General features: G+C 54.5%; 17 protein-coding genes and 1 pseudogene. 12 read left to right on the top strand and 6 right to left on the bottom strand.

What is annotated here, in order from left to right; all coding sequences use genetic code 11:
• Positions 1-148 precede the first annotated feature (148 nt).
• The 9 genes from AC0YOB_RS17280 to AC0YOB_RS17320 all read left to right on the top strand — a co-directional run bounded on the left by AC0YOB_RS17280 (position 149) and on the right by AC0YOB_RS17320 (position 11,038).
• Complete coding sequence (locus AC0YOB_RS17280) at positions 149-820, top strand: response regulator transcription factor (protein WP_475793831.1); 672 nt, start codon at positions 149-151, stop codon at positions 818-820.
• An 18-nt stretch (positions 821-838) separates the two neighbouring features.
• The gene (locus tag AC0YOB_RS17285; RefSeq protein WP_475793832.1) at positions 839-2,164 is read left to right on the top strand and encodes a sensor histidine kinase; all 1,326 of its coding nucleotides are present in this window, start codon (positions 839-841) and stop codon (positions 2,162-2,164) included.
• A 114-nt stretch (positions 2,165-2,278) separates the two neighbouring features.
• Complete coding sequence (locus AC0YOB_RS17290) at positions 2,279-3,154, top strand: carbohydrate ABC transporter permease (RefSeq protein ID WP_475793833.1); 876 nt, start codon at positions 2,279-2,281, stop codon at positions 3,152-3,154.
• Positions 3,155-3,167: 13 nt separating this feature from the next.
• On the top strand, positions 3,168-4,133 hold the full coding sequence (locus tag AC0YOB_RS17295; RefSeq protein WP_475793834.1) for a carbohydrate ABC transporter permease: 966 nt from the start codon (positions 3,168-3,170) through the stop codon (positions 4,131-4,133).
• A 103-nt stretch (positions 4,134-4,236) separates the two neighbouring features.
• Positions 4,237-5,397, top strand: coding sequence for an efflux RND transporter periplasmic adaptor subunit (locus tag AC0YOB_RS17300; protein ID WP_475793835.1), 1,161 nt, complete (start codon positions 4,237-4,239; stop codon positions 5,395-5,397).
• 58 nt (positions 5,398-5,455) lie between these two features.
• Entirely contained in the window at positions 5,456-6,862 is a 1,407-nt protein-coding gene (locus AC0YOB_RS17305; RefSeq protein ID WP_475793836.1) for an ABC transporter permease, read from the top strand.
• A 5-nt stretch (positions 6,863-6,867) separates the two neighbouring features.
• On the top strand, positions 6,868-8,253 hold the full coding sequence (locus AC0YOB_RS17310) for an ABC transporter substrate-binding protein (protein WP_475793837.1): 1,386 nt from the start codon (positions 6,868-6,870) through the stop codon (positions 8,251-8,253).
• 118 nt (positions 8,254-8,371) lie between these two features.
• Positions 8,372-9,082, top strand: a complete 711-nt coding sequence (locus tag AC0YOB_RS17315) for an HAD family hydrolase (RefSeq protein ID WP_475793838.1) — start codon at positions 8,372-8,374, stop codon at positions 9,080-9,082.
• 204 nt (positions 9,083-9,286) lie between these two features.
• Positions 9,287-11,038 (top strand): methyl-accepting chemotaxis protein, encoded by a 1,752-nt coding sequence (locus tag AC0YOB_RS17320; RefSeq protein WP_475793839.1) that lies wholly within the window; start codon positions 9,287-9,289, stop codon positions 11,036-11,038.
• A gap of 227 nt (positions 11,039-11,265) precedes the next feature.
• On the opposite strand, the gene AC0YOB_RS17325 is transcribed toward AC0YOB_RS17320, so the two are convergent.
• Positions 11,266-12,804 (bottom strand): sulfatase family protein, encoded by a 1,539-nt coding sequence (locus tag AC0YOB_RS17325; RefSeq protein ID WP_475793840.1) that lies wholly within the window; start codon positions 12,802-12,804, stop codon positions 11,266-11,268.
• A gap of 19 nt (positions 12,805-12,823) precedes the next feature.
• Positions 12,824-13,618, bottom strand: a complete 795-nt coding sequence (locus tag AC0YOB_RS17330) for a helix-turn-helix transcriptional regulator (RefSeq protein WP_475793841.1) — start codon at positions 13,616-13,618, stop codon at positions 12,824-12,826.
• Between the two features lie 121 nt (positions 13,619-13,739).
• On the opposite strand from AC0YOB_RS17330, the pseudogene pyk reads away from it, so the two are divergent.
• Both pyk and AC0YOB_RS17340 read left to right on the top strand, forming a co-directional pair.
• Positions 13,740-14,771, top strand: a pseudogene (gene pyk, locus AC0YOB_RS17335) (pyruvate kinase); the annotation flags it as partial.
• A 96-nt stretch (positions 14,772-14,867) separates the two neighbouring features.
• Positions 14,868-16,871, top strand: a complete 2,004-nt coding sequence (locus AC0YOB_RS17340) for an ABC-F family ATP-binding cassette domain-containing protein (RefSeq protein WP_475793842.1) — start codon at positions 14,868-14,870, stop codon at positions 16,869-16,871.
• Between the two features lie 293 nt (positions 16,872-17,164).
• Here AC0YOB_RS17340 and AC0YOB_RS17345 read toward each other — a convergent pair whose 3' ends face one another.
• A complete protein-coding gene (locus tag AC0YOB_RS17345) occupies positions 17,165-17,803 on the bottom strand; it encodes a TetR/AcrR family transcriptional regulator (protein ID WP_475793843.1) in 639 nt (212 codons plus the stop codon).
• A gap of 228 nt (positions 17,804-18,031) precedes the next feature.
• On the opposite strand from AC0YOB_RS17345, the gene AC0YOB_RS17350 reads away from it, so the two are divergent.
• A complete protein-coding gene (locus AC0YOB_RS17350; protein ID WP_475793844.1) occupies positions 18,032-19,294 on the top strand; it encodes a cytochrome P450 family protein in 1,263 nt (420 codons plus the stop codon).
• Between the two features lie 350 nt (positions 19,295-19,644).
• On the opposite strand, the gene AC0YOB_RS17355 is transcribed toward AC0YOB_RS17350, so the two are convergent.
• From AC0YOB_RS17355 to AC0YOB_RS17365, 3 genes are all read right to left on the bottom strand, one after another.
• Positions 19,645-20,082 carry a Dps family protein gene (locus tag AC0YOB_RS17355; RefSeq protein ID WP_210042798.1) on the bottom strand — a complete coding sequence of 146 codons (438 nt, stop codon included), beginning with the start codon at positions 20,080-20,082 and terminating at the stop codon, positions 19,645-19,647.
• A gap of 107 nt (positions 20,083-20,189) precedes the next feature.
• Positions 20,190-21,170 carry a thioredoxin-disulfide reductase gene (gene trxB, locus AC0YOB_RS17360; RefSeq protein ID WP_475793845.1) on the bottom strand — a complete coding sequence of 327 codons (981 nt, stop codon included), beginning with the start codon at positions 21,168-21,170 and terminating at the stop codon, positions 20,190-20,192.
• 318 nt (positions 21,171-21,488) lie between these two features.
• The gene (locus tag AC0YOB_RS17365) at positions 21,489-21,890 is read right to left on the bottom strand and encodes a secondary thiamine-phosphate synthase enzyme YjbQ (protein WP_475793846.1); all 402 of its coding nucleotides are present in this window, start codon (positions 21,888-21,890) and stop codon (positions 21,489-21,491) included.
• Positions 21,891-21,934 lie beyond the last annotated feature (44 nt).

The raw sequence follows: 21,934 nt of genomic DNA on the forward strand, positions 1-21,934 counted from the left end.
AGTATTCTCCTGTAAGCTGAGTGCAAGAAGAGCCTGACCTGCGGCCGGCATGACCATCTTGTTATTGCATCTGTGTCCCTGCAAGGGGTCAGGTTATTATACTGGAGCCAGGCATGGAATGGACTGACGTAAGGGAGGAGTGCAGCGTATGAGAATATTACTGGTTGAAGACGATATCAGGCTTGGGCCTCTGGTCGAGTACAAGCTTGCCAAGCAGCTTCACTCGGTTGATTGGGTTACGGATGGAGGTGTGGCTCTCGACTATATGGAGGCCGCCCGCTATGATCTGTTCATCCTGGACTGGATGCTGCCGGGAAAAACTGGCCTGGAGCTCTGCCAGGAAGCGCGGAGCCGGAATTTGCATACGCCGATTCTGATGCTCACGGCACGGGACGCGGTACCGGACCGGGTAAGCGGCTTGCTGTCCGGGGCTGATGATTATCTGGTCAAGCCCTTCGCATTCGAAGAGCTGCTCGCACGCATTCAGGTGCTCGCGAGGCGAGTAGAAACGGATTGGACCAGCGGAATTTACCGGATCAGCGACCTGGTTGTCAATATGCAGACTTTCGAGGTGCTCCGTCAGGACATCCCGGTTATATTAACCAGACGGGAGTTCCAGCTGCTCGCTTATTTGGTGATGAACGCCGGCCAGGTGCTGAGCCGGCAGCAGATCATGGATCAAGTGTGGGGCTTGTCCGCAGATGTAACGCCCAACGCCGTTGACGCGACCGTCAAGCTGCTGCGCAAAAAAATCGACGGACCCTATGAATCCAAATTAATTCAAAGCATCCGCGGCTTCGGTTTTCGGCTGATCAAATAAATGTTGACGGGGGCTGCCATGTTTCAGAAAACACGCAATATGCTGGCGCTCAGCTACGGGGGCATTATCGCTATCATTCTTATCATTGTGGCTCTGGCTTATTACCTGCTGCTCAGCCACACCTTGAAGAATAATGTGTCTACGCAGCTGAAGCAGGTCTTTACACAAGTATCGGGTCAGCTCGAAGCAGTATCGCTCAAGACGCGTCTCAGTATCCCGGAGCTGCTGCAGTTGACTTATCCCAAGACGGTGACGTTCAATTGGAGCTTTCTTGAGCTGGATGAATTCTGCATCGTGGTCGATCCCAGCGGACAGCTTCTGACTTCTTCTTATAAGCAGAGCACGGATGGAAGCATACCGACGGAAGATATTCTCGCATGGTCCAAAACAGATATTGCCGGTGGCGGTTTGAACGCGCTCACGGATCATCATACGCCGGAAGGCAGGGATTTCACCACGATGCTTGTACCGCTTGATAAGAGCACGGTGGATTACGGCTATTTGTTCACGGGCAAGGAAGTCACGAGCAATCAATATGTGCTCAAGCAAATGCGGATGATTATGATCATTCTGGGTGCGGGGCTGCTTGTCATCGCTTCGGGAATCGGCTATGTATTTGCAGGACGGGCGATGATTCCGATCCGGCAGGCATATAAGCGGCAGCAGGAATTTTCGGCGGACGCTTCCCATGAGCTGCGGACGCCGCTTGCCGTCCTTCATTCGTCTGTAGAGGTCATCGGGGAATACAGGGACAGATTGCCGCCGTTTCAACGGGATGTGCTGCAGAAGATGGAGGAGGAGATCAGCAGGATGACTCAGCTGGTAGAGGGACTGCTGACATTGTCCCGCAGCGATTCCGAATTCCCGCAGCTGCTGCTCGAACCGTTCGAGCTGGGAGAGATTGTGGCGGAAGCGGCAGAGATGATGCGCCCGCTTGCGCTTGGCGCAGGGGTGCGGCTGTATTTGGAAGATAAGCCGGCAGCGGGTGCTTCAAGCAGTTTCTGCGGAGATAAGGCACGGATCAAGCAGCTTGTGATCATTTTGCTGGACAATGCGCTGAAATACAACAGGCAGGAGGGAACAGTCATGATCCGGCTGGAGGCGGGCGGCAGCGAGGGCTGGAAGCTGACCGTGTCGGATACCGGGATCGGTATTCCCGCGGCTGAGCTTCCGCTTATTTTCGAGCGCTTCTACCGGGCGGATAAGGTACGTTCCCGCAGTTCAGGCGGAATGGGACTCGGCTTGTCTATTGCGGCATGGATCGCCGAAGCGCACGGGGGAAGAATCACGGCGGAAAGCGAATACGGCAAGGGCAGCCGGTTCACCGTTATTTTGCCCGGATAAGCAAACAAACAGCGGGGTTGTGCGTGAGTTTCACGTGCGGCCCCGTTTTTCATGGTTGTTTCATAAACGGCGGATAAGCTGTGGGTAGTCGCAGCAGGAAGGGGGTGATTGCTTATGGCACAGCGCCGGAGCCGGGGGATAAAGGAATTTGTCGCGGTCAGTTTGTTTCTGTCACCCAGTCTGATCGGCTTCTCGGTCTTTTATCTCTTCCCTTTTATGGTTGGCTTCCGTTATTCGCTGTTTGACAGTCCCATTGACGGTTCATTCGTCGGCATACAGAACTATCTTGACCTGCTGGCTAATCCCGTCTTCCGGCAGGCGGCCCGGAATACGCTCCTCTTCACAGGCATCAGCGTTCCGCTTAATATGCTGCTGTCGCTGGGCCTTGCCATGCTCCTGAACCGCAAGATATATGCCCGGAATTGGCTGCGGATCGGATTTCTGATACCGCTCGTCGTTCCTGTCGCTTCGGTTGTGTATGTCTGGCAGATGCTGTTCGATCTGAACGGCTCCCTCAATGGCATCCTTGCCGGATACGGGCTGGAACCCCGCGATTGGATGGAAAGCGGCTCGGCGATGGCCGTTGTGATCGTCGTCTATTTATGGAAGAACATCGGCTACAACATGGTGCTGTTTCTGGCGGGGCTTCAGAACATTCCCGCCGATTACTATGAAGCGGCGTCCATGGATGGTGCGGGGAGCTGGAAAAAATGGAGATCGATTACGCTCGTGTATCTGACGCCGACGACGTTCTTTGTCTTCATCATGTCGATCATCAACTCGTTCAAGGTATTCCGGGAAACGTATCTGATCGCTGGAGATTACCCGAACGAGAGCATTTACATGCTGCAGCATTTCATGAACAACATGTTCAAATCACTGGATTATCAGAAGCTGACCTCCGCCGCGTTCTTAATGGCAGTAGTCATTGTGCTGCTCGTGCTGCTGCTGTTTCTGGCGGAACGCCGCATTGGCAAATCGATCGGCTAGAGGAGGTGTGAATGTGGGGAAACTGGAGGCGGAGCCAGCTGATCAGAGGATCATCATCATTGCGGGGCAAAAGCGCTGGAAGCGTCGGATTGCGGTATGGGCCGGCGGGTGGGGGGCCATGCTGCGCACGATTCTCCTGGCGTCAGTGGTTGTGGCATTCATGATTCCGCTGCTGCTGACCTTTACGAATTCGCTGATGACCGAAAATGAAATCTCCGCGCATTATTCCGCGATATCCGGCGGCGCGGCGGTCCTGGATGACTCCTCTTCGGGCGGAGACAGATTTGTGGGCATGCGGTTCATACCCGACCGGATCACATTGTCGCAATACTATACGGTTCTGATTGAGAAGCCGCAATTTCTGTTTATGTTCTGGAATTCGATGAGAATCGTCGTGCTGATTATTGCCGGACAAATCGCCATAGCCTCGCTTGCAGGGTATGCGTTCTCCCGGCTCCGCTTTCGCGGCCGGGAACCGCTGTTCTTCCTGTACATTGTGATGATGCTGATGCCTTTCCAGGTCACGCTTGTACCCAACTACATCGTTGCCGACCGACTGGGCCTGCTGAATTCATACTCGTCTATCGTGCTTCCTGGAATATTCAGCGCATTTGGTGTATTTCTGCTCAGGCAGTATATGAGCTCGATCCCCCATGCGTATGCCGAAGCCGCCAGAGTGGATGGGGCTGGGCACTGGATCATCTTCAGGCGGGTGATCGTGCCCATGTGCAGACCCGGGATGGCGGCGCTTGCGATTCTCGCGTTTGTCGACAACTGGAATATGGTGGAGCAGCCGCTTATTTTTTTGCAGGATGCCATCAAGCAGCCCTTGTCCGTTTATCTGTCCGTCATTGGAGCGGAAGAACGCGGTATCGCATTCGCCGCTTCTGCTATTTACATGCTGCCGATGCTCCTGTTGGCCTTGTACGCGGAGAAGGAGCTGGTGGAGGGCATCCAGCTGTCCGGCATTAAAGGGTAACCTCTCTGCCGCCGGGTTGCTTTTCAATCCTATGCTTGCTGCGGTTTGCCGGGCAAAGCGGGGTCGAAGCTAACGCCCCGCGCAAAATCGAAGGAGGTTCAATATGCAGCTGCCGGAAACAGCCGGTCCGCTCCCGGCATCGCCCGGACGGTCCGGCAAACGATACCTGCGCAAGGTGATCGTCTTGTTCATCGTTGGCATTGCGTTGCTTACACTGTTCTCAAACACGCTGCTGAATTACTCGGTTCCGCAGGTTACGCTGCAGCAAGCGGCGCCAGGTGCGCTTCAATATGTGATTTCCGGCTCTGGAGCTGTGGAAGCGGCGCAGACTCTTGATTTGTATACGAGTGCAGTCTGGCCGGTCAGTAAGGTTTATGTCCAGACCGGCGACCAGGTCAAGAGCGGGCAGACGCTTGTCGCATTCGACACCAAGGCGGCCAGGGAGGCGCTGGAGGACGACCGGACGCGGTATGAGCAGCGGCGGATCGCGCTTGAGAAGCTTCAGGAGCAGTATATCGAAGCCCAAAGAAGCTCGGAAGGACAGCTTATCCGAACGATTTCGCTGGACATCAAGAGCATGCAGCTTGATTTGGAGATGATGGAGAGGCAGATATCCCGTCAGGAGGACTCCCTTCAGCAGTCTTCCGTCATCAAGGCTCCTACAGATGGAATTGTCATTGAGCTGAATGCGGACAGAGGCGCTGCGGTTCAGGCAGGGATGGCGGCGGTCCGGCTGGCCGATCCCGCCGCTGGCCAGCGCATTACGCTTCTGCTCGATTCAAGTCAAGCCGACCGGATCAGTGTCGGCGATCAGGCGGAGGCTGTCTTTGAATCGCTCGATAATGCGCGTATTCCCGCAGAGGTAGCGATTGTCCGTGCTCCCCCCGTTTCCGGGGACGATACGGCCGGATCTGCCGCAGCGCCCGCAAGCGGCATGAAGGAAGTTGTCCTCACATTGAAGGACGAGCGGCTGAAGGGTGGAGAAACCGGAGAATGGACGCTTGTGAAGAAGATGCAGCCGTCCGCCATGCTTCTGCCAAGCGGTGCTATTCGCGAGGATGCCGACGGAGAATTTGTGCTGCTGCTGAAGGAACGAAACGGTCCGCTCGGCAGCGAATACTTCCTGCAGCAGGCAGCTGTGGAAACCGGAGATCAGGATGAAACAAAGACAATCGTGGTCAAAGGAATCACTCCCCGGGACCAAGTAGTCGTATCGAGCAGTAAGCCAGTGGCGGACGGAGACAGGGTGCTTGCTGCGGAGTAGCCCGCGGACCGCAGAGCGAAGGGCTATGCGGGATGACTATGGAAAGGAGGCCCACGCGATGCGCCGTACATGCTTGGCTTCTTGGATTGTTTTTGCAGGAGTGCTGCTCCTGATGTCAGGTGCGGGATTATCCACTGCCATAATCCGCAGCTGGGAAGAGGCAAACGGAACACAGAAGCTTGACAGGATGACTGTTCGGGTTAATCCCGAATCCGCTTCAGCGGCTTCTGCCGATCCTACGGGCTCCGCTGGATGGACGCTTCGGCAAATGGAGCGCATCGCCGCTGCCTGGGCGCCTTTGCCTTCATCCTGGTCGGCAAGCAGATCCGATACGATTGCCTATGGGCAAGTGTCGGTGACCGGAGATGTGATTGGCGTCAGCGAGGATGACGGCCTCTTCACGCAGAGATGGATCAGATCCGGCAGTCCGGTTACGGAAACAGCCATAACGGGGCACAGTAGAGTGGCGTTGCTTGGTACGGAAATGGCGGAGAGGCTCTTTCGGTCTACCGATGTAACAGGGAAAAGCGTTGAGATCGGCGGTACTGCATTCCATATTGTAGGTGTGTTTGAGGAGCCCTCTTCACTACTGCGCAGTATGACGAATGACAGAAGACCGGACATAATCGTTCCGGTTACTACCCTGCTTGACCTTTACCCGGGGCTTTCCATACAGGAGATGCGTATTGCTGCTGACAGCGGGTCCTGGATCGCCGATGAAGACAGGATTAGACAGCTGCTTGCTGCAGCAGGCAGCAGATCCGATTCCTTTGTGATCGACAGTGACGTGCAGGAGCACCGGTGGATTGCGCAAAAAACACAGCTCCTGCTGTTTGCTGCAGGAGTTGGAGCCATGGTTGCCGCTGCGAGGGTACTGATTCTCCAGCTGTGCCTGGCTTACAGGCGAATTCAAGCGTCATTGGCCAAGGACGATTGGATGGATGTGCTGCAGAGCAACCGTCTATGGCTGGTTGGAAGAACCGCGATTGTTTTAGCTCTGGCAGTAGGTATCGGCATGATGTGGCTGCTGATCCGTTTTCCCCTCTATCTGCCTCCTGAAATGATTCCCGACCGATGGATCGATTTATCGTTCTTTCGGGATTTGCTCGGCCAGCGTTTTTTGGCTGTTGCCAATCAGGCGGGAGCGGTCTCGTACGATGGGCAGACGCTGATGCGGCAGCGGGTCAATGAACTGGTTAGCGGCCTTGCAGCAGCCGGTCTGCTGGCAGGCTTGCCTTTTACATGGATCGGAATCAAATTATGGAGATCTGCCGGAGTCGGCAGCGGCAGCATGGCCGTTCGAATCTTCCTCTACATTCTGGCAGCGCACCTGGTTATGCTCGCTGCGGCCAGGCAGGCGAATATTGAAATCATAATGTCCCCTCGCGATCCGATTATTTTATGGGGATGGTTACTTAGTGTTACCGAGTATCACCGAATGATAACGATCAAGAAGGAGTGGTAATCAGGATGTCCAGCCCAATAGTTATAACCTTGCGAAAACTTGCCATGAGTTTGGCTGTGCTGCTCCCGCTTCTGACAGCAGCATGCAGTACAGCGAATAATGAACCGTCGGTACCCGCCGGGGACACAGCGGGACCGGTATCGGCGGACCCCATTGTTCTGACGATCGCCGTCCAGTCGAATGAGCCTTTTTTTGACTCGCTGAAAGCGGCATTCGAAGCTTCCCATCCGGGGATCGAGGTAAATTTCAAAGAGTATGTCGCGATGCCGGGCGATAAAACCGCCGCAGGCGCATCAGCGCAGATTCAGCGGGATATGGATAAATTCGTATCGACGGTCACGACGGAGCTGGCCAGCGGCAAAGGTCCGGATATGCTGGTCACGAACTATTTGCCTTATAAGAAATACGCAGACAAGAATATGCTCGCCGATATCGGCGGAATGATGAGCAGCGATCCCGATTTTAAGCTGGATGATTACTATACCAATGTGTTCGATACCTTGAAATATAACGGTAAATATGTGACGATTCCAACCTCGGTGCAGTTCACCAACCTGTGGATCGGCGATAGCTCGGCCATCGGACAGAGCGATGTGGGCGACAAGGATTGGAGCTGGCAGCAATTTATCGACCGGGTCAAGCCGCTCGTTCCGTCAGGGGGTTCGGCCATCAACCAGATGCCGGCAGATACGCTGCTGCAAACGATGCTGAACCCCGGCATCGGACAGTTCGTCGATCAAGAGGCCAGGAAGGCCTCATTCGATGGGGAGGCATTCATCCATTTGCTCAAGCAGGCGAAGCAGATGGTTGATGATGGTATGGCCGCCCCGGATGCGGGGACCAATTTGAATTTGTTTTTGCCCTATCCCTTCCGGTATTTGAGCGATCTCATCACGATTCCTCAAGTGATGCTGGGTGCTGAAGGGGCGGTTTACAGAGCGCCGGGCGCAGCCCCCGGATATGCTTTCCGCTCTAATTTGACCCTCTCGATTAATGACAAATCGCCCAACAAACAGGCGGCGTGGGAGTTTTTGAAATTCATATTGTCTGATGAAATTCAATCCACCAGCTCAAGGAGCGGGATGAGGGGGATCCCCGTAAGCAAAGCGGCATTCCATAGCCTCCAGGAGGCACTCAAGCAGCAGGAAAACACCGGCGCCACGAGCAAGAAGACGCTGGACGGACAATCGATTGTGATTGAACCGCCGACAGATGAGGAAATCGACAAGCTGGAGAGCTACATGACCGGTATTAATGCTGTTCAGGAAACAGACAGCAAAATCGCCGAGCTGATTGCAGGCGAGACCGGTCCATTCTTCAAGGGACAGAAGAGCGCGGAGGAAACCGCAGCCGCTATCCAAGGCAAGGTCACCACCTATTTGAATGAATAAGTGAGACAGCACTTATCCGTTTCCGCTGTTTGCCGGCAGGCCTGCCGTACCATTGGTGCCGGGCTTGCCTTGTCCTGTATAATGTACTCAGTCAGTGCAGGAAGAAGGAGAACAGGCAATGGAAACAGCTTTACGGGGGATCAAGGCGGTGTTCTTTGATCTTGATGATACGCTGTATGATCAGATGCAGCCGTTTCGCGATGCGGTGCATCATACGCTGCCGCAATTGGAAATGGCGGAACCAGCAGCGGAAACTTTATTTCGCAGGGTACGGCATTACAGCGACCGCTTATGGGACAAGTACAAGGCGGGGGAGCTCAGTCTTGAGGATGTCAGAATTCAGCGGCTTACCCTTGCCTTCGATGAGCTGGGGCTCGGACTGGATAATGAGCAAGCTTCGCTGCTGCAGAGAGACTATGAACACCGGCAGCACCATATCAGCCTGTCCGGCGGAGCGGCGGAGCTTATCGGAGCCCTGCAGCGGAAGGGAATCGATACGGGCATTATGACCAATGGGCCTTACGGGCATCAATGGGGTAAAATCCGGGCATTGGAGCTGGATCTTATGATCCCGGAGGATCGGATCTTTGTATCCGATGCACTGGGAATCGCGAAGCCGGACCCGGAGGTATTTCATCATATCAGCCGCATCATCGGGCAGCCTCCGGCAAACTGCCTGTACATCGGCGATGCCTGGGTGAATGATGTCACAGCTTCAACGGCTGCCGGCTGGCGCGCGATATGGCTCAACCGGAGAGGTGGTAAACCTGAGGACGCGATTCATAAGCCTGTCCGGATTGTGGGCGACCTCCGTGAATTAATTGTTTAATATCCTAAAAAACGGTTTGAAAAACGCAGCTGAGCCTGCGCTTTTCAAGCCGTTTTTCATGAGCCGCCGCAGCTTGTTCCCGCATTCGCGCCAAAATAATATGGTTTCTAACCATATTATAGCGAAAAATATCGAAATTAATCGAAATAAATAGTAATATATAGGACATGAGATCTATATATCGTCCATTAGGAGGAGAATATCATGATTCCGATAAAGAAAAAAAGGAACTTATCGATTCGGGTCAAATTAATTCTGGTTTCGCTGCTGCTCCTGCTGACTCCTGTTCTTGTGCTGGGCATTATCAGTTATCAGGTTTCGTTCAAGGAAGCGGATTTGTTGATTAAAAAAAACCTGAGCAATAGCGTCCACATGGCTATTGAAATGACGGAGGCCTTGTCACAGCAGGTGAAACAAGGCGGCATGACCCAGGAAGAAGCTGAGGAGAACATGAAGCAGCTGCTGCTGGGGCCGAAGGAAGGCGATACGCGGCCGATTAACGCCAATATCGATATGGGGGAGAACGGTTATTTTTTTGTCCTTAATGAGAACGGGCACTTATTGGCTCATCCCCTGCTGGAAGGCCAGAATATAGCCGAGAAGCAAACGAGCGACGGATTCTTTTACATAAAAGATATGATCCAGAAGGGACTGAGCGGCGGAGGATTCTCGACCTTCATGTGGCCGCTCCCGAATTCTGCCAAGGAGGCGGAGAAAATCGTCTACGCCGAGGCAAGTCCCGAATGGGGCTGGATTATTGCGGCGGGGTCTTATATGCAGGATTATAACAGCGGCCAAAAGCATATCCGCGATACGATTATTATTACGCTGTTGTGCTGCTGGGTAGCGGGCGTTGTTGTCATGACACTGTTTGCCCGCCATATCTCCAGGCCGGTTCGAAAGCTCGCTGCACAGGCCAGAGTGTTCTCAACCGGAGATCTGCGGACAGCAGACCTGAAGGTAGGCAACAAGGACGAGCTGGGTGAGCTCGCTTCTTCGTTCGAGGCGATGTATAACAATCTGCGGCAGCTGGCTTCGGGGCTGCTGAAGGGCTCGGATTCTTTGTCGGCTTCCTCCCGGGAATTAAGCGATGCGATTGAGCAGACGACACAGGCGACGGATCATATCGCCGAATCGGTGCTAAGAAGCGCGACAAGCAGCGAAATGCAGGCGCGAAGCATCAAGGAGAGCTCGATGGCGATGGAAGAGATGGCATCAGGCATTCAGCGTGTGGCCTCGACCTCTGCCGCGGCATTCGAGTCTTCGACCTTGACGCTGGAAGAGGCCCGGCAGGGCAATCTGCTTCTGGAGCAAAGCACGGAGCAGATTGCAGCTGTGAATATGACGGTCGATGAGCTGGCTGTCATCGTGACCAGGCTCGGTGAGCGCTCGCACCAGATCGGCGAGATCGTTGAGGTTATCACTGACTTGTCGACGCAGACGAATTTGCTCTCGCTGAACGCTTCCATAGAGGCGGCGCGCGCTGGCGAGCAGGGCAAGGGCTTTGCGGTCGTGGCGGGTGAGGTCAAGAAGCTGGCCGAGCGTTCCAAGGAATCGGCGCAGCAGGTCGCGGAGTTGATTCAAACGATCCAGGGCGATATCGGACAAGCGGGTGTTGTAATGGAGAAGGGCGAGCGGGAAGTCCGGGAGGGAACAAGGTCGATCCAGCATACCAGCGAAGCGCTGACACGGATTCTGGATGCGACGCAAAGTGTTGTGGATCAGGTGCAGGAGAGCTCGGCCGCCGCAGAGCAGATGTCCGCGAGCTCGCAGGAAATTGCCGCCTCGCTGCAGGAAATAGACCGTATATCGGAGCAAAGCAATACACTCGCTCACGGCATTTCCGATTCTACGGAGAAGCAGTTGGCCGCAATGGAGGAGATTGGCGCTTCCGCTGAATCACTAAGCGGTATGTCCAAGGAAATGCAGGAGCTGGCCCACCGCTTCAAGCTGTAATGACAAGCAAAATTCCCGTACCGGATGGCAAGCTTTCCGCTGCTTCAGCGGATGACCGCCATCTTGGATACGGGAATTTTTTTGAATCAGGCCAATACGCCGTTTAGCGGCTGCTATCAAATATCAAATACACCTTAGATGCCGGCTTGATGCCGCGCGCGGATACAAAAGGCGAATGCTTATTGCAGACTAATATTCGCCTGCTCCGCCGGCTTATCGCCGGTCTTCTAGGCATGGGCGATCCTCGGCATGGCCAGCGGCTCCTTGCCAAGCTCGGCCCATATATATTGGAGCAGCAGCTGCTGCTTCAAGGCTTCATGCTCCGGTTCATTCCACAGATTATGAATTTCTCCGGGATCCTCCTTCAGGTCAAACAGCTCGCCGTAAGTCTGATTGTAATAAACGGTTATTTTGTAGCGTTCATTGATATAGGTTTTCTGATGGATGGTGGTAGGTTCATGCCGGAACTCCACAATAGCATGGTCTCTCGCTTTTGCCTGCTGGCCGAGCCACACCTCCCGCTGATCGACTCCTGTCATGGGGAGAGGAACCGCAAGTCCGCTGAAGGACAGGAAGGTAGGGGCGAGGTCGACCAGCGACTGTATGGCATGGGAGGATTGCCCTGCAGGTACATGGCCGGGATACCGGACGATGAACGGAAGCTTGATCAGATCCTCATAATGAAATCCGCCCTTGAACTGCAGGCCGTGCTGGCCGAAGAAATGTCCATGATCCGTGGTGAAGACAACAATCGTATTGTCGGTGAGCCCAAGCTCATCCAGTTTATCCAGAATGCGCCCGATGTATTTGTCCATCATGCTGATCATTCCGTAATAGACAGCCACCAGCTTTTTGCGATGCTCATCCGTTAATGGGAAATCCGTCCCGTATCCATAATGCAGATGGGAGCGATAGCCGTGAATGCCGAAGCCGGTTTCGCGAAGGTCCGAGAAGTCGGGCGCTTCCTCCTGGGTCTTGGCAAAATGAGGCGGGTTGCGGTCATGCTCGCCGGGATAAATAGACGGGATCGTCAGCTTGTCAGGGTCATACAGGGTATCCCACGGCTCCGGAACAAGGTATTCCGGATGGGGATCGAAGAAGCTGGACCAGAGGAAGAAGCTCTCGTCGCTTCCGGCATGCTGCTCCAGCCTGGCATTCGTGCGCTCCGCAATCCAAGTATTGTAGTGGTACTCCTCCGGAATCGGCCATTTGTAGGTAATGGAGGAATCCATCGTTCCGGTTGGGGGCAGGAAATAGTCCCGCCAGTTGGCGCAGCCCTGCTGCTCCAGCCAGAGGGCGTAATGCTGCCCTGCATGGGCCTCGTTGGTATGATTCCGCGTCAGCTCCACGTGGTCGAAGCCGTAGAAGGGGCCGTTGAATTGCTTCCAGAATTCCTGATTATGTATGAGCGGGTATGATTCCAGGGACGGATAGTCTTCGGTGGAAACAAGCTGCTGAAAATGAGCCTTGCCGATCAGCCCTGTTTTATATCCTGCCTTGCCCAGGTTATTCGTGATCGTATCCTGATCCTCCGGGAGCTTCGTTCCCAAAGTCCATGCTCCATGCTGGCTCGGGTATTTGCCGGTCAGGATGGAGGCGCGGCTCGGGGTGCAGGTCGGGTTGGGGCAATAGGCGTTCTTGAAGGTAGTGCCTTCTCTGATCAGCCGATCCAGATTGGGGGTGGAAATTTCATGGTTAAAGGCACCTAGTGTGTTCCAATGCTGCTGATCGCTTGTAATCAGCAGGATGTTCGGTTTGTTTTTCAAGTACTCGTCCTCCTTAAGATTATTCTCTTCCTGTTCCATCCCTCTCGGCGAGGAGCACGGAGGGCAGCTTGCCGACGATCCGTTTGAACACGCGGTTAAAATAAGAAGGATCGCTGTAGCCCAGATGCTCGGATATATCCTGCACCGACAGCTGCGAGTGCAGCAGCATAAACTGGGCGGTTTTCATCCGCTTGAGGTGGACATATTCGCTGATTGTCAGCCCCGTCATTTTGCGGAACAATGCCGCCGCATAATTGGGACTGACGCCGATGCAGGCACCCAATTCAATCTTGGTAATATGGCTGCGGTACTGGTCTTCAATATAATGCTTCATACGTTCAATATGCCGGATGGAGGAGGGAGCCTGCTCCCCTTCATCGACCTCGCGGTTGACGGTCACGATCAACTCGGTCAGCAAAGCGCCGCACATCACGCTAAAATAAGGATCGCGCTCGCTCCAGTGCTCGGCCAGCTGGAGCAGCTTATCCAGCAGCAGCTCCGGCATATGCGTCATCCAACGCAGCGGCTCCCTCCGCGCGAGCAGGGGAAGCTGGCCTGCTGCCCCGCTGCTGGCCGGACTGAACCGGACCGTGATACTCTCGCGAATACCGCCGGCTCCGCGCAGCTCGGCGGCGGGCACGCCTGCGGGGATCAGCAGCAGCTCGTTCTTGCGGCAGAGCGCGATGCTGCCCCTGTATTCATAGTTGCATTGCCCGAAGCGCACCCAGATCAGCGTGTAGCAGTCACTGCCGATCGGCCTTCTTTCTCTTGCCGGAATTCCCCGGTCCTGTGAGATCTCAAAGATGTGGAACATGCTTATCACCGGTTTCTGTCGTACTATAATACAATTACTGTACTATAGTGAGTCCTCTTGCCGCAAGGGTTCTTCTATAATAGAAGAATAGAGATATATACAAGGAGAGAGAGTGACACGGATGAAAAAAACAACAATTGTATGTACAATGGGACCGGCTTGCAATACCGATGAGCTTTTGGGAGAGATGATTCAAGCGGGCATGAACGTTGCCAGGCTGAATTTGGCGCATGGCGAGCTGAACGATCACCGCGAACGTATTGAGAGAGTGCGCTCGGTTGCCCGGAAATTGAATATGCCGATCGCCACGATGCTGGATATCAAAGGGCCGGAAATCCGCACAGGCTTGCTGCAGGAGCCCTCCTATCTGCTGAAGACCGGAGAAGCGCTGACCTTGACGACAGAGCAGATCACCGGCACGGACAAACGGATCTCCGTCTCGTATGATTTGACGCAGGATGTGACGCCGGGCTCGCGCATCATGATTGACGACGGTCTGATTGAGCTGCGGGTTGTCTCCGTTAAAGGCTCCGAGGTCGAATGCGTCATCAAGAACGGCGGCATCATCAAATCCCGCAAAGGCGTCAACTTGCCGGGTATCCGCACAAGTCTGCCGGGCGTAACGGAACGTGACAAGCTGCATATCCGGTTCGGCGTTGAAATGAATGTGGAAATGATCGCCATGTCCTTCGTGCGCCGCGCCGAGGATGTGCTTGAGGTGAAGCGGATGCTGGCTGAGCAGGGCGCCGGACATATTCAGATCGTCTCCAAAATCGAAAACCAGGAAGGGCTTGAGGAGCTGCAGGCCATTATCGAGGCTTCCGACGGGATTATGGTGGCGCGCGGCGATCTGGGCGTGGAGATTCCGCTCGAGGATGTTCCGGTTGCCCAGAAGCTGATGATCGGCGCTTGCAACAAAGCGGGCAAATTCGTCATTACGGCGACGCAAATGCTGGAATCCATGCAAAGCCAACCGCGTCCGACACGCGCTGAGGCTTGCGACGTAGCCAATGCGGTATGGGACGGAACCGATGCGGTGATGCTCTCCGGGGAGACGGCTTCAGGCATTTATCCGGTGGAAGCGGTGCGTACGATGGCCGCGATCGCCTTCAAGGCGGAGCAGTCCGCGGCCGCCTATTCAAAGAAAGATTTGATTGAAGCTTAGCTTATCGTTTAAAGTGGATAGAGGACAGGGAATGCACATGCGTGTATTCTTTGCGATCGACTCCATGTTAGGCGGGATTAAGGTATGCATGTATTAACGATTGATCACATTGCCAAAAGCTATGGTGAGAAAATATTGTTTGATGATGTGTCGTTTGGCGTTGAGACAGGCGACAAGATCGGGATTATCGGTGTGAACGGCACCGGCAAGTCGACTTTTCTGAATGTTGTTGCAGGAATAGAGCCCCCTGATTCGGGCTCTATTCTTGTTGCCGGCGGGGCTACTGTGCAGATGCTCTCGCAGAACCCGGTATTCGATCCGGAGCTTACGGTGCTGGAGCATGTGTTGAGTGGCGATTCGGAGCAGATGCGCGCCGTCCGCGCTTCGATCCAGGCGCTTCATGCGCTGGAGCAGATGCCCGGAGACAGCGGCCTGCAGGAGCAGCTGGTACGGGCCAACCAGCGGATGGATGAGCTGGATGCATGGACGCTGGAGAGCGAAGCGAAGACTGCGCTGACCAAGCTTGGCATTGCGAGGTTCGATGTGCGGCTGGGCACCTTGTCCGGCGGTCAGCGCAAACGCGTCGCCATGGCGGCCGCTCTTGTGCAGCCTGCCGATGTGCTGCTGCTGGATGAACCGACCAACCACATCGACAACGAATCCGTTGCCTGGCTGGAGGGCATGCTTCAGAAGCGCAAGGGCGCACTCTTGATGATTACCCATGACCGGTATTTCCTTGATCGTGTCAGCAACCGGACGCTGGAGCTGGACCGGGGCAAGGCGTACTTCTACACGGCGAATTACAGCCAATTTCTGGAGCTGAAGCTCGACCGCGAGGAGCGGGAGGCGGCAACGGAATCCAAACGGAAAAATCTGCTGCGCAATGAGCTGGCATGGATGCGCCGGGGTGCCAAGGCCCGCTCGACCAAGCAGCAGGCGCGCATTCAGCGCTTCGAGGCCCTGCAGGATGCTGCGCCGGAGAAAGCGAATGGCAAGCTTGAGGTGTCCGTCGCGTCCTCGCGGCTGGGCAAGAAAATTATCGAGCTGGAGAAGCTGAACAAATCGTTCGAAGGCAGGACAGTGATTCGCGACTTCAGTTATATTGCCGTTCCGGAGGACCGGGTGGGAATTGTGGGCCGCAACGGGCTCGGCAAGTCGACGCTGCTGAAGCTGATTGCCGGCAAGCTTGAGCCGGATAGCGGAGTGGTATCGCTGGGAGCCACGGTTCGGCTCGGCGTATTCTCGCAGGAGCGGGAGGAGATGAACGATCAGCTGCGCGTCATCGAATATATCCGCGAAAGCGCGGAACGCGTGACGACAGGGGATGGTTCAACCGTAAGCGCCTCGCAGATGCTGGAGCGGTTCCTCTTTCCTCCCGCCCAGCAGTGGACGCCGATCGCCAAGCTCTCGGGCGGAGAGAAGCGGAGGCTGCAGCTGCTGCGCGTGCTGATGGAAGCGCCCAATGTGCTGCTGCTTGATGAGCCGACCAATGATCTGGATATCAGCACCTTAACCGTGCTGGAGGATTATCTGGATGACTTTCCCGGTGTTGTCTTCGTGGTCTCCCATGACCGGTATTTCCTGGACCGCACCGTCGACCGCATCTTTGCCTTTGAGGGTGACGGCGTCATTACCCAGCATGTCGGCAATTTCTCCGATTACGAGCAGGTCGCCGCGGCGGCTGGCGGATCGGGGACTGGCCGCAGCGGCGGAGTATCCGCGGAGGGAAGAGCTAGACGCGGCAGCGGTTCGGATGGAGAGGAAGTGAAGAGCGGCGGGCAGCCGGAGCCTGACAAGGGCGGCAGTCCGGCCAGTGAATCCTCCCATGAGGGCGGTTCCGGACGGCCGCTCAAGATGTCGTTCAAGGAGCAGCGGGAATTCGAAACAATCGACGAGGATATCGCGAAAGCGGAGCTGGAGCTGGAAGCAACAACGGACAAGATGGAAGCGGCATCCAGCGATTCGGCCCAGCTGCAGCTGCTGATTGCCCAGCGGCAGGAGCTGGAAGCCAAGCTGGAGCACTTGATGGATCGTTGGACTTACTTAAATGAGCTGGATGAGCGGATCGCGCAGAGCAAGAAAAAATAAACCCAAAAGGTTTATTGGAGTGTGTGCCGTTGACCATAAAAAAACTTGCTTCGATAGTTCTATCGGGGCAAGTTTTTTTTGTTTGGATCTTATTGCCCTATATTCTGCGAGTTCTGCACATGTTCGATTTGCTCCGTAAGGACCTCGGACCGGACAGTCGCTGCTGATCACCGCCATGCCCGAAGGCTGCCCGCTCGCTGCCCGTTTGCCCGAAGCCCATGGCGTGAGCCTGCTTCCTGCCGTTCAGGAGCGGCAGGCCGCTCAATGATCGTTAAGGTGATAAATCATTCACATCATTTCATTTGTTTGTTCCCAAGGGGTATGGTCAAAAAGTAGTCCAGATGCCCGTACAGCCGGGAGACAAGATCAAGCTTGTCCTCATATTCCAGCCACTCCCCTATGGCGACACGCAATGAAGCCATATAGATGGCCACCAGGAAGCGCATCTCATTGCGGTCTGCCGCAGGTTCGAGGCGGGAGCAAAGCGCGTCACAGATGGCAGGCTCTGTTTCCAGCAGGGCATACAGAAACAAGGAAGCGATCGAAGGGGTCTGCATTGCGATCTGATATCGGATTAAAAGACCGGTTCGCTGCTGCTGATACCGGCTGGCAAGACAGCCAAAGAGCTCCCGCAGCGCATTATGCGGCGATGCCGTTGACTCAACGTGATAGAGGGAGCAGATACCATCACGCTGTATTGTACGAATGAGCCCGGAGAGAATCTCCTCTTTGGACGCAAAATAGCGAAAGAAGGTGCGTGGAGACATCGTGACCGCATCGGCAATATCCTGGATAGAGGTTTGTTCGTAACCCTTTTCCTGAAAGAGCCGGAGTGCTGCTTCTTCAATCGCTGCCTGAGCCTGACGCTTCTTGCGCTCCCGCAAGCCCGCTTGCTGTGTTTCCTCGTATTGTAAAGATTCTATGTTATCCATATCATTTCTTCCTTCATTGACATTTGTCACTCAGTGACATTATACTTTGTACAGAGGCAATTGACAATGTAAGATAGTGAAAACGCTGTATTGATTCCGCCGTTGAGGTTATTTCTGGACGGGCTGCGTGGTTCTCTATCTTGAATTCGGCATCCAGACATGTGACTTTGAAAGCTCAATCCCCGTTTTTTTAAAAAAGCAAAGGGTTCTTGAGAAAGGATGGTTATCATGAATAATTCGGATCAAAGCGTATCCAAGAAGGCAGCACTCAGCCTGTTTAGCGGTGAAAGCGATGAAAACCCGTTTTCGGTTTTCGCGCAGATGCGGGCTATGGGACCCGTTATTTCTATCCCGTTTCCGCTGGGCGGAACCGACCGCCAAGCCTGGATGGTCACGCGTATGGAAGAGGCGGCGCAGATACTCAAGGATCATGCCCGCTTTACTGTAGATGCGAGCACCATCGACGGCCACAGCGACATCAGGCAATCAATTGGCGTCAATGCGGATCCATCCGCTCCCCCTACCTTCTTTACCGGAAAATCCATGCTCTCTGTCGATGAACCCGATCACCGCCGGCTGCGCAGGTTGGTGTCCAGAGTCTTCACGCCCAAATATATGGAAAGCTTGCGCCCTCGCGTACAGGAGATTGCTGACGAATTGCTTGAGCGGGTGCAGGCTCAAGGCGAGATGGACCTCGTCAAGGACTATGCCTATCCATTGCCGATCAACGTCATTTCCGACATGCTCGGGGTACCTGAAGCAGACCGGGAACAGATCCATGCCTGGTCCGCGACGATCGCGCACGGCCTGGGCCTCGGAAGGAGAGAGCCGGGGGTCGAGGAGCAAATGCGCGCCTTCGGCGAATATACCGCGCAGCTTGTGGACGACAAGCGCCGCCATCCTGATGGACACTTGATCAGCCAGTTGGTCGCGATCGAAGAGGAGGGGGATCGGCTCAGCAAGGCAGAACTGATCTCGATGATCACCTTATTGATCTTTGCCGGCCACGAGACAACCTCGAACCTGATCGCAACAGGCACCTTCACGTTGCTGGATCATCCCGAGCAGCTGGAGAAGCTCAAAGCCAACCCCAGTCTGGTTCCTTCGGCCGTCGAAGAACTGCTGCGCTTCAATGGGCCTGCCACCATCGCGGGACCGCGTTATGCCACTGAAGATATCGAGTTCGCCGGGCAGCAGATCAGGAAGGGTGATGTCGTCATTCCCGTTTTGAAATCAGCGAATCGGGATGAGCACCAGTTTACGCAGTCGGAGGAGCTGGATATTACGCGCACCATCAATCGTCATCTCGCCTTCGGACAAGGCATCCATATGTGTTTGGGGGCGCCTCTGGCCCGCTTGGAGGGAGATATTGCGTTTACCACCCTGCTGAAGCGGATGCCTGACCTGCGGCTCAATATCCCTCGAGAAAGTGTGGTCTGGAGCTTCACGCTGAGCTCGCAGGGGTTAGCCACCCTTCCTGTCGCTTTTTAGCGGAGGAAGAGAACTGCTGGCAGACAAGGAGAGAGTGGGGCGTAGGTCCTATCGCTCCGACAGTACTGTTTTTCCGGGTGTTATCGTGCTTCATGCTAAATGGGCGCAGCCGGAGCCGGCTCTGAGTGTACATTAAAGCGTAAGAATGAAAAAGCGCCCGTCTCCTCGATTCCGGAAACAGGGCGCTTCATTCCTATTATAATAGAAGTAAGTATTTTATTTTGGTCTGTGCATGGCTTGTATTCCATAAGGTGAAGAAGCTTTCTTCCCGCTATATGTGGACAATAGCTTCTTCTTAGCTGTTAAGAAGAACAAGGGGATCAAGCCTTCTTCGCGAAGGGTTGAAAGGATTAACGGCCGTTGAAAGCCTTCAGCATCCACAGATGCTTTTCCAGCGATTTATGAACGGCAAGCAGCATATCGGCCGTCGTTTCGTCGCCTTTTTTCTCGGCTTCCTCCATGCCTTCCTTAAGCTCGCCGGCGACTACGGTAAAGTCATCAATGAGCGAATCGACCATCTGGGTCGCTTCTTCTTTGCCGGTAGCCTCCTTGACGCTGGAGAGCTTCAGATGTTCCGTCATCGTAGCTACAGGTTTGCCCTCCAACGCCAGCAGGCGCTCGGCAAAATCATCCACGACCAATGTCGCTTCCTCGTACAGCTCCTGAAATTTCACGTGCAAGGTGAAGAATTGGTTGCCCTTCACATACCAGTGGAAATTATGCAGTTTCACATAAAGAACGCTCCAGGTGGAAATTTGCTTGTTTAAAATATCATGCAGCTTCGTCATTGAAAACACGCTCCTTAAAAGTTGATTTCTCTTATCTATTTGATGAACCTCCGGCCTTGCCGGAAAATTATCAACGCTTAAGTTAAGGGGCAATATGCTAAAGCTGCTCAGTCTCCGAAGGCGATTTCCTGCGCAACGAGCTCCAGATCCGAGCTCATTAAAGCTGCATCCGCATCTTCCAGGAACCGTTCGGCATCCAGCGCAGCCATACATCCGCTGCCCGCGGCGGTAATGGCTTGGCGGTAATGGCGGTCCTGAACATCCCCGCAGGCGAATACGCCCGGCAGATTGGTTTTCGACGTTCCCGGCTGAACTACGATGTAGCCTTGATCATCGGTCGTGACCTGCCCGCCCAGAAAAGCGGTGTTCGGCGTATGGCCAATCGCTACAAATACGCCGTCCGCTTCAAGCAGCACATCTTCGCCAGTTGTATTATCATGAACGCGAAGTCCGCTCAACCCCTGATCTCCCGCAACTACCTCCTGTGGAGTTACATTCAGGCTCCACACAATTTTGTCATTGGCTCTGGCCCGGTCCTGCATGATTTTCGAAGCACGAAGCTCGTCGCGTCTGTGAACCAGTCTGACCTCGGATGCGAACCGGGTCAGGAAGGATGCTTCCTCCATAGCGGAATCGCCACCGCCGACAACAATAATTTTTTTGCCGCGGAAGAAAAATCCGTCACAAGTCGCACAGGTGCTGACTCCTCGGCCAACGTTGTCGCGTTCTCCGGGCACTCCCATATATTTTGCCGAAGCGCCGGTGGAAATAACCACAGATTTCGTAAAAATTTCACTGCCGTTCTCCAGCTTCAATTTATAGGGTCTCTCGGAGAGATCCGCCTCATCCACCCAGCCGGTCTGAAAACGCGCCCCGAACCGCTGCGCCTGTTTGCGCATATTGGACATCAGCTCGGAACCGAGGATGCCGTCCTGGAAGCCGGGGTAATTCTCGACCTCTGTAGTTGTAGTCAGCTGTCCCCCCGGCTGCGGTCCTTCCAGAACCAACGGGCTGAAGCCGGCGCGTGCAAGATAGATGGCAGCCGTTAATCCGGCTGGCCCGGTACCTACTATTGTGATGTTTTCCATATCGTTTCTCTCCTCTCATTAACCAAGCCGATTCTCCTTGAACCATATCGATAATTATTTCTACATTAAAATTATTATAAATAAGGAAAGTTGTCAATAGCAATTTGAAATAATGAAAAACACGCAATCTGCAGGCGGTCATTTCCAGCTCTTATGAGATGGAGGAATGCCGTCAGCGCTGCGTGTTTAGGGTTGTTATGGCCTTGTTTCATGGATCTTGTGCATCAAAAATAGCTGGCCGGCTTGCGGGTCTGGCGCTGCAAGAAGACGGGCACTTTCTGCCGCTGGGGCAGTCGAGTTCCTGGTGGTTGGGCGCTATCAGTCTGCAATCAGCTTCACATAATATTCGCGTGAGCGAGGCCCGTCGAATTCGCAGAAATAAATTCCCTGCCATCTTCCCAGAAGCAGCCGGCCCTCTGCGATAATGACCGTTTGCGAGGTGCCGGTCGTCATGGCTTTCAGATGGGAGGCGGTATTGCCTTCGGCATGCCGGTATTTCGGGTGCTCCCATGGGTATACCTCATCCAGCCGCATCAGCACATCATGCTTCACATCGGGATCGGCATTCTCCTGAATCGTAATTCCGGCGGTCGTATGCGGGCAATAAATGACGGCGAGGCCGTTTTCTATCCCTTTTTGACTGACAATGGCTGCGATTTCGCGGGTAATATCCATCATCTCATCGTGCCGGGATGTGCGCAGCGATCGGGTAATCAGCATGATTAGTCCTCCTTTATACGAGTAATACGCGGAAGTATCCATCG

It is taken from the genome of Paenibacillus sp. JT31N17 (assembly GCF_056269255.1).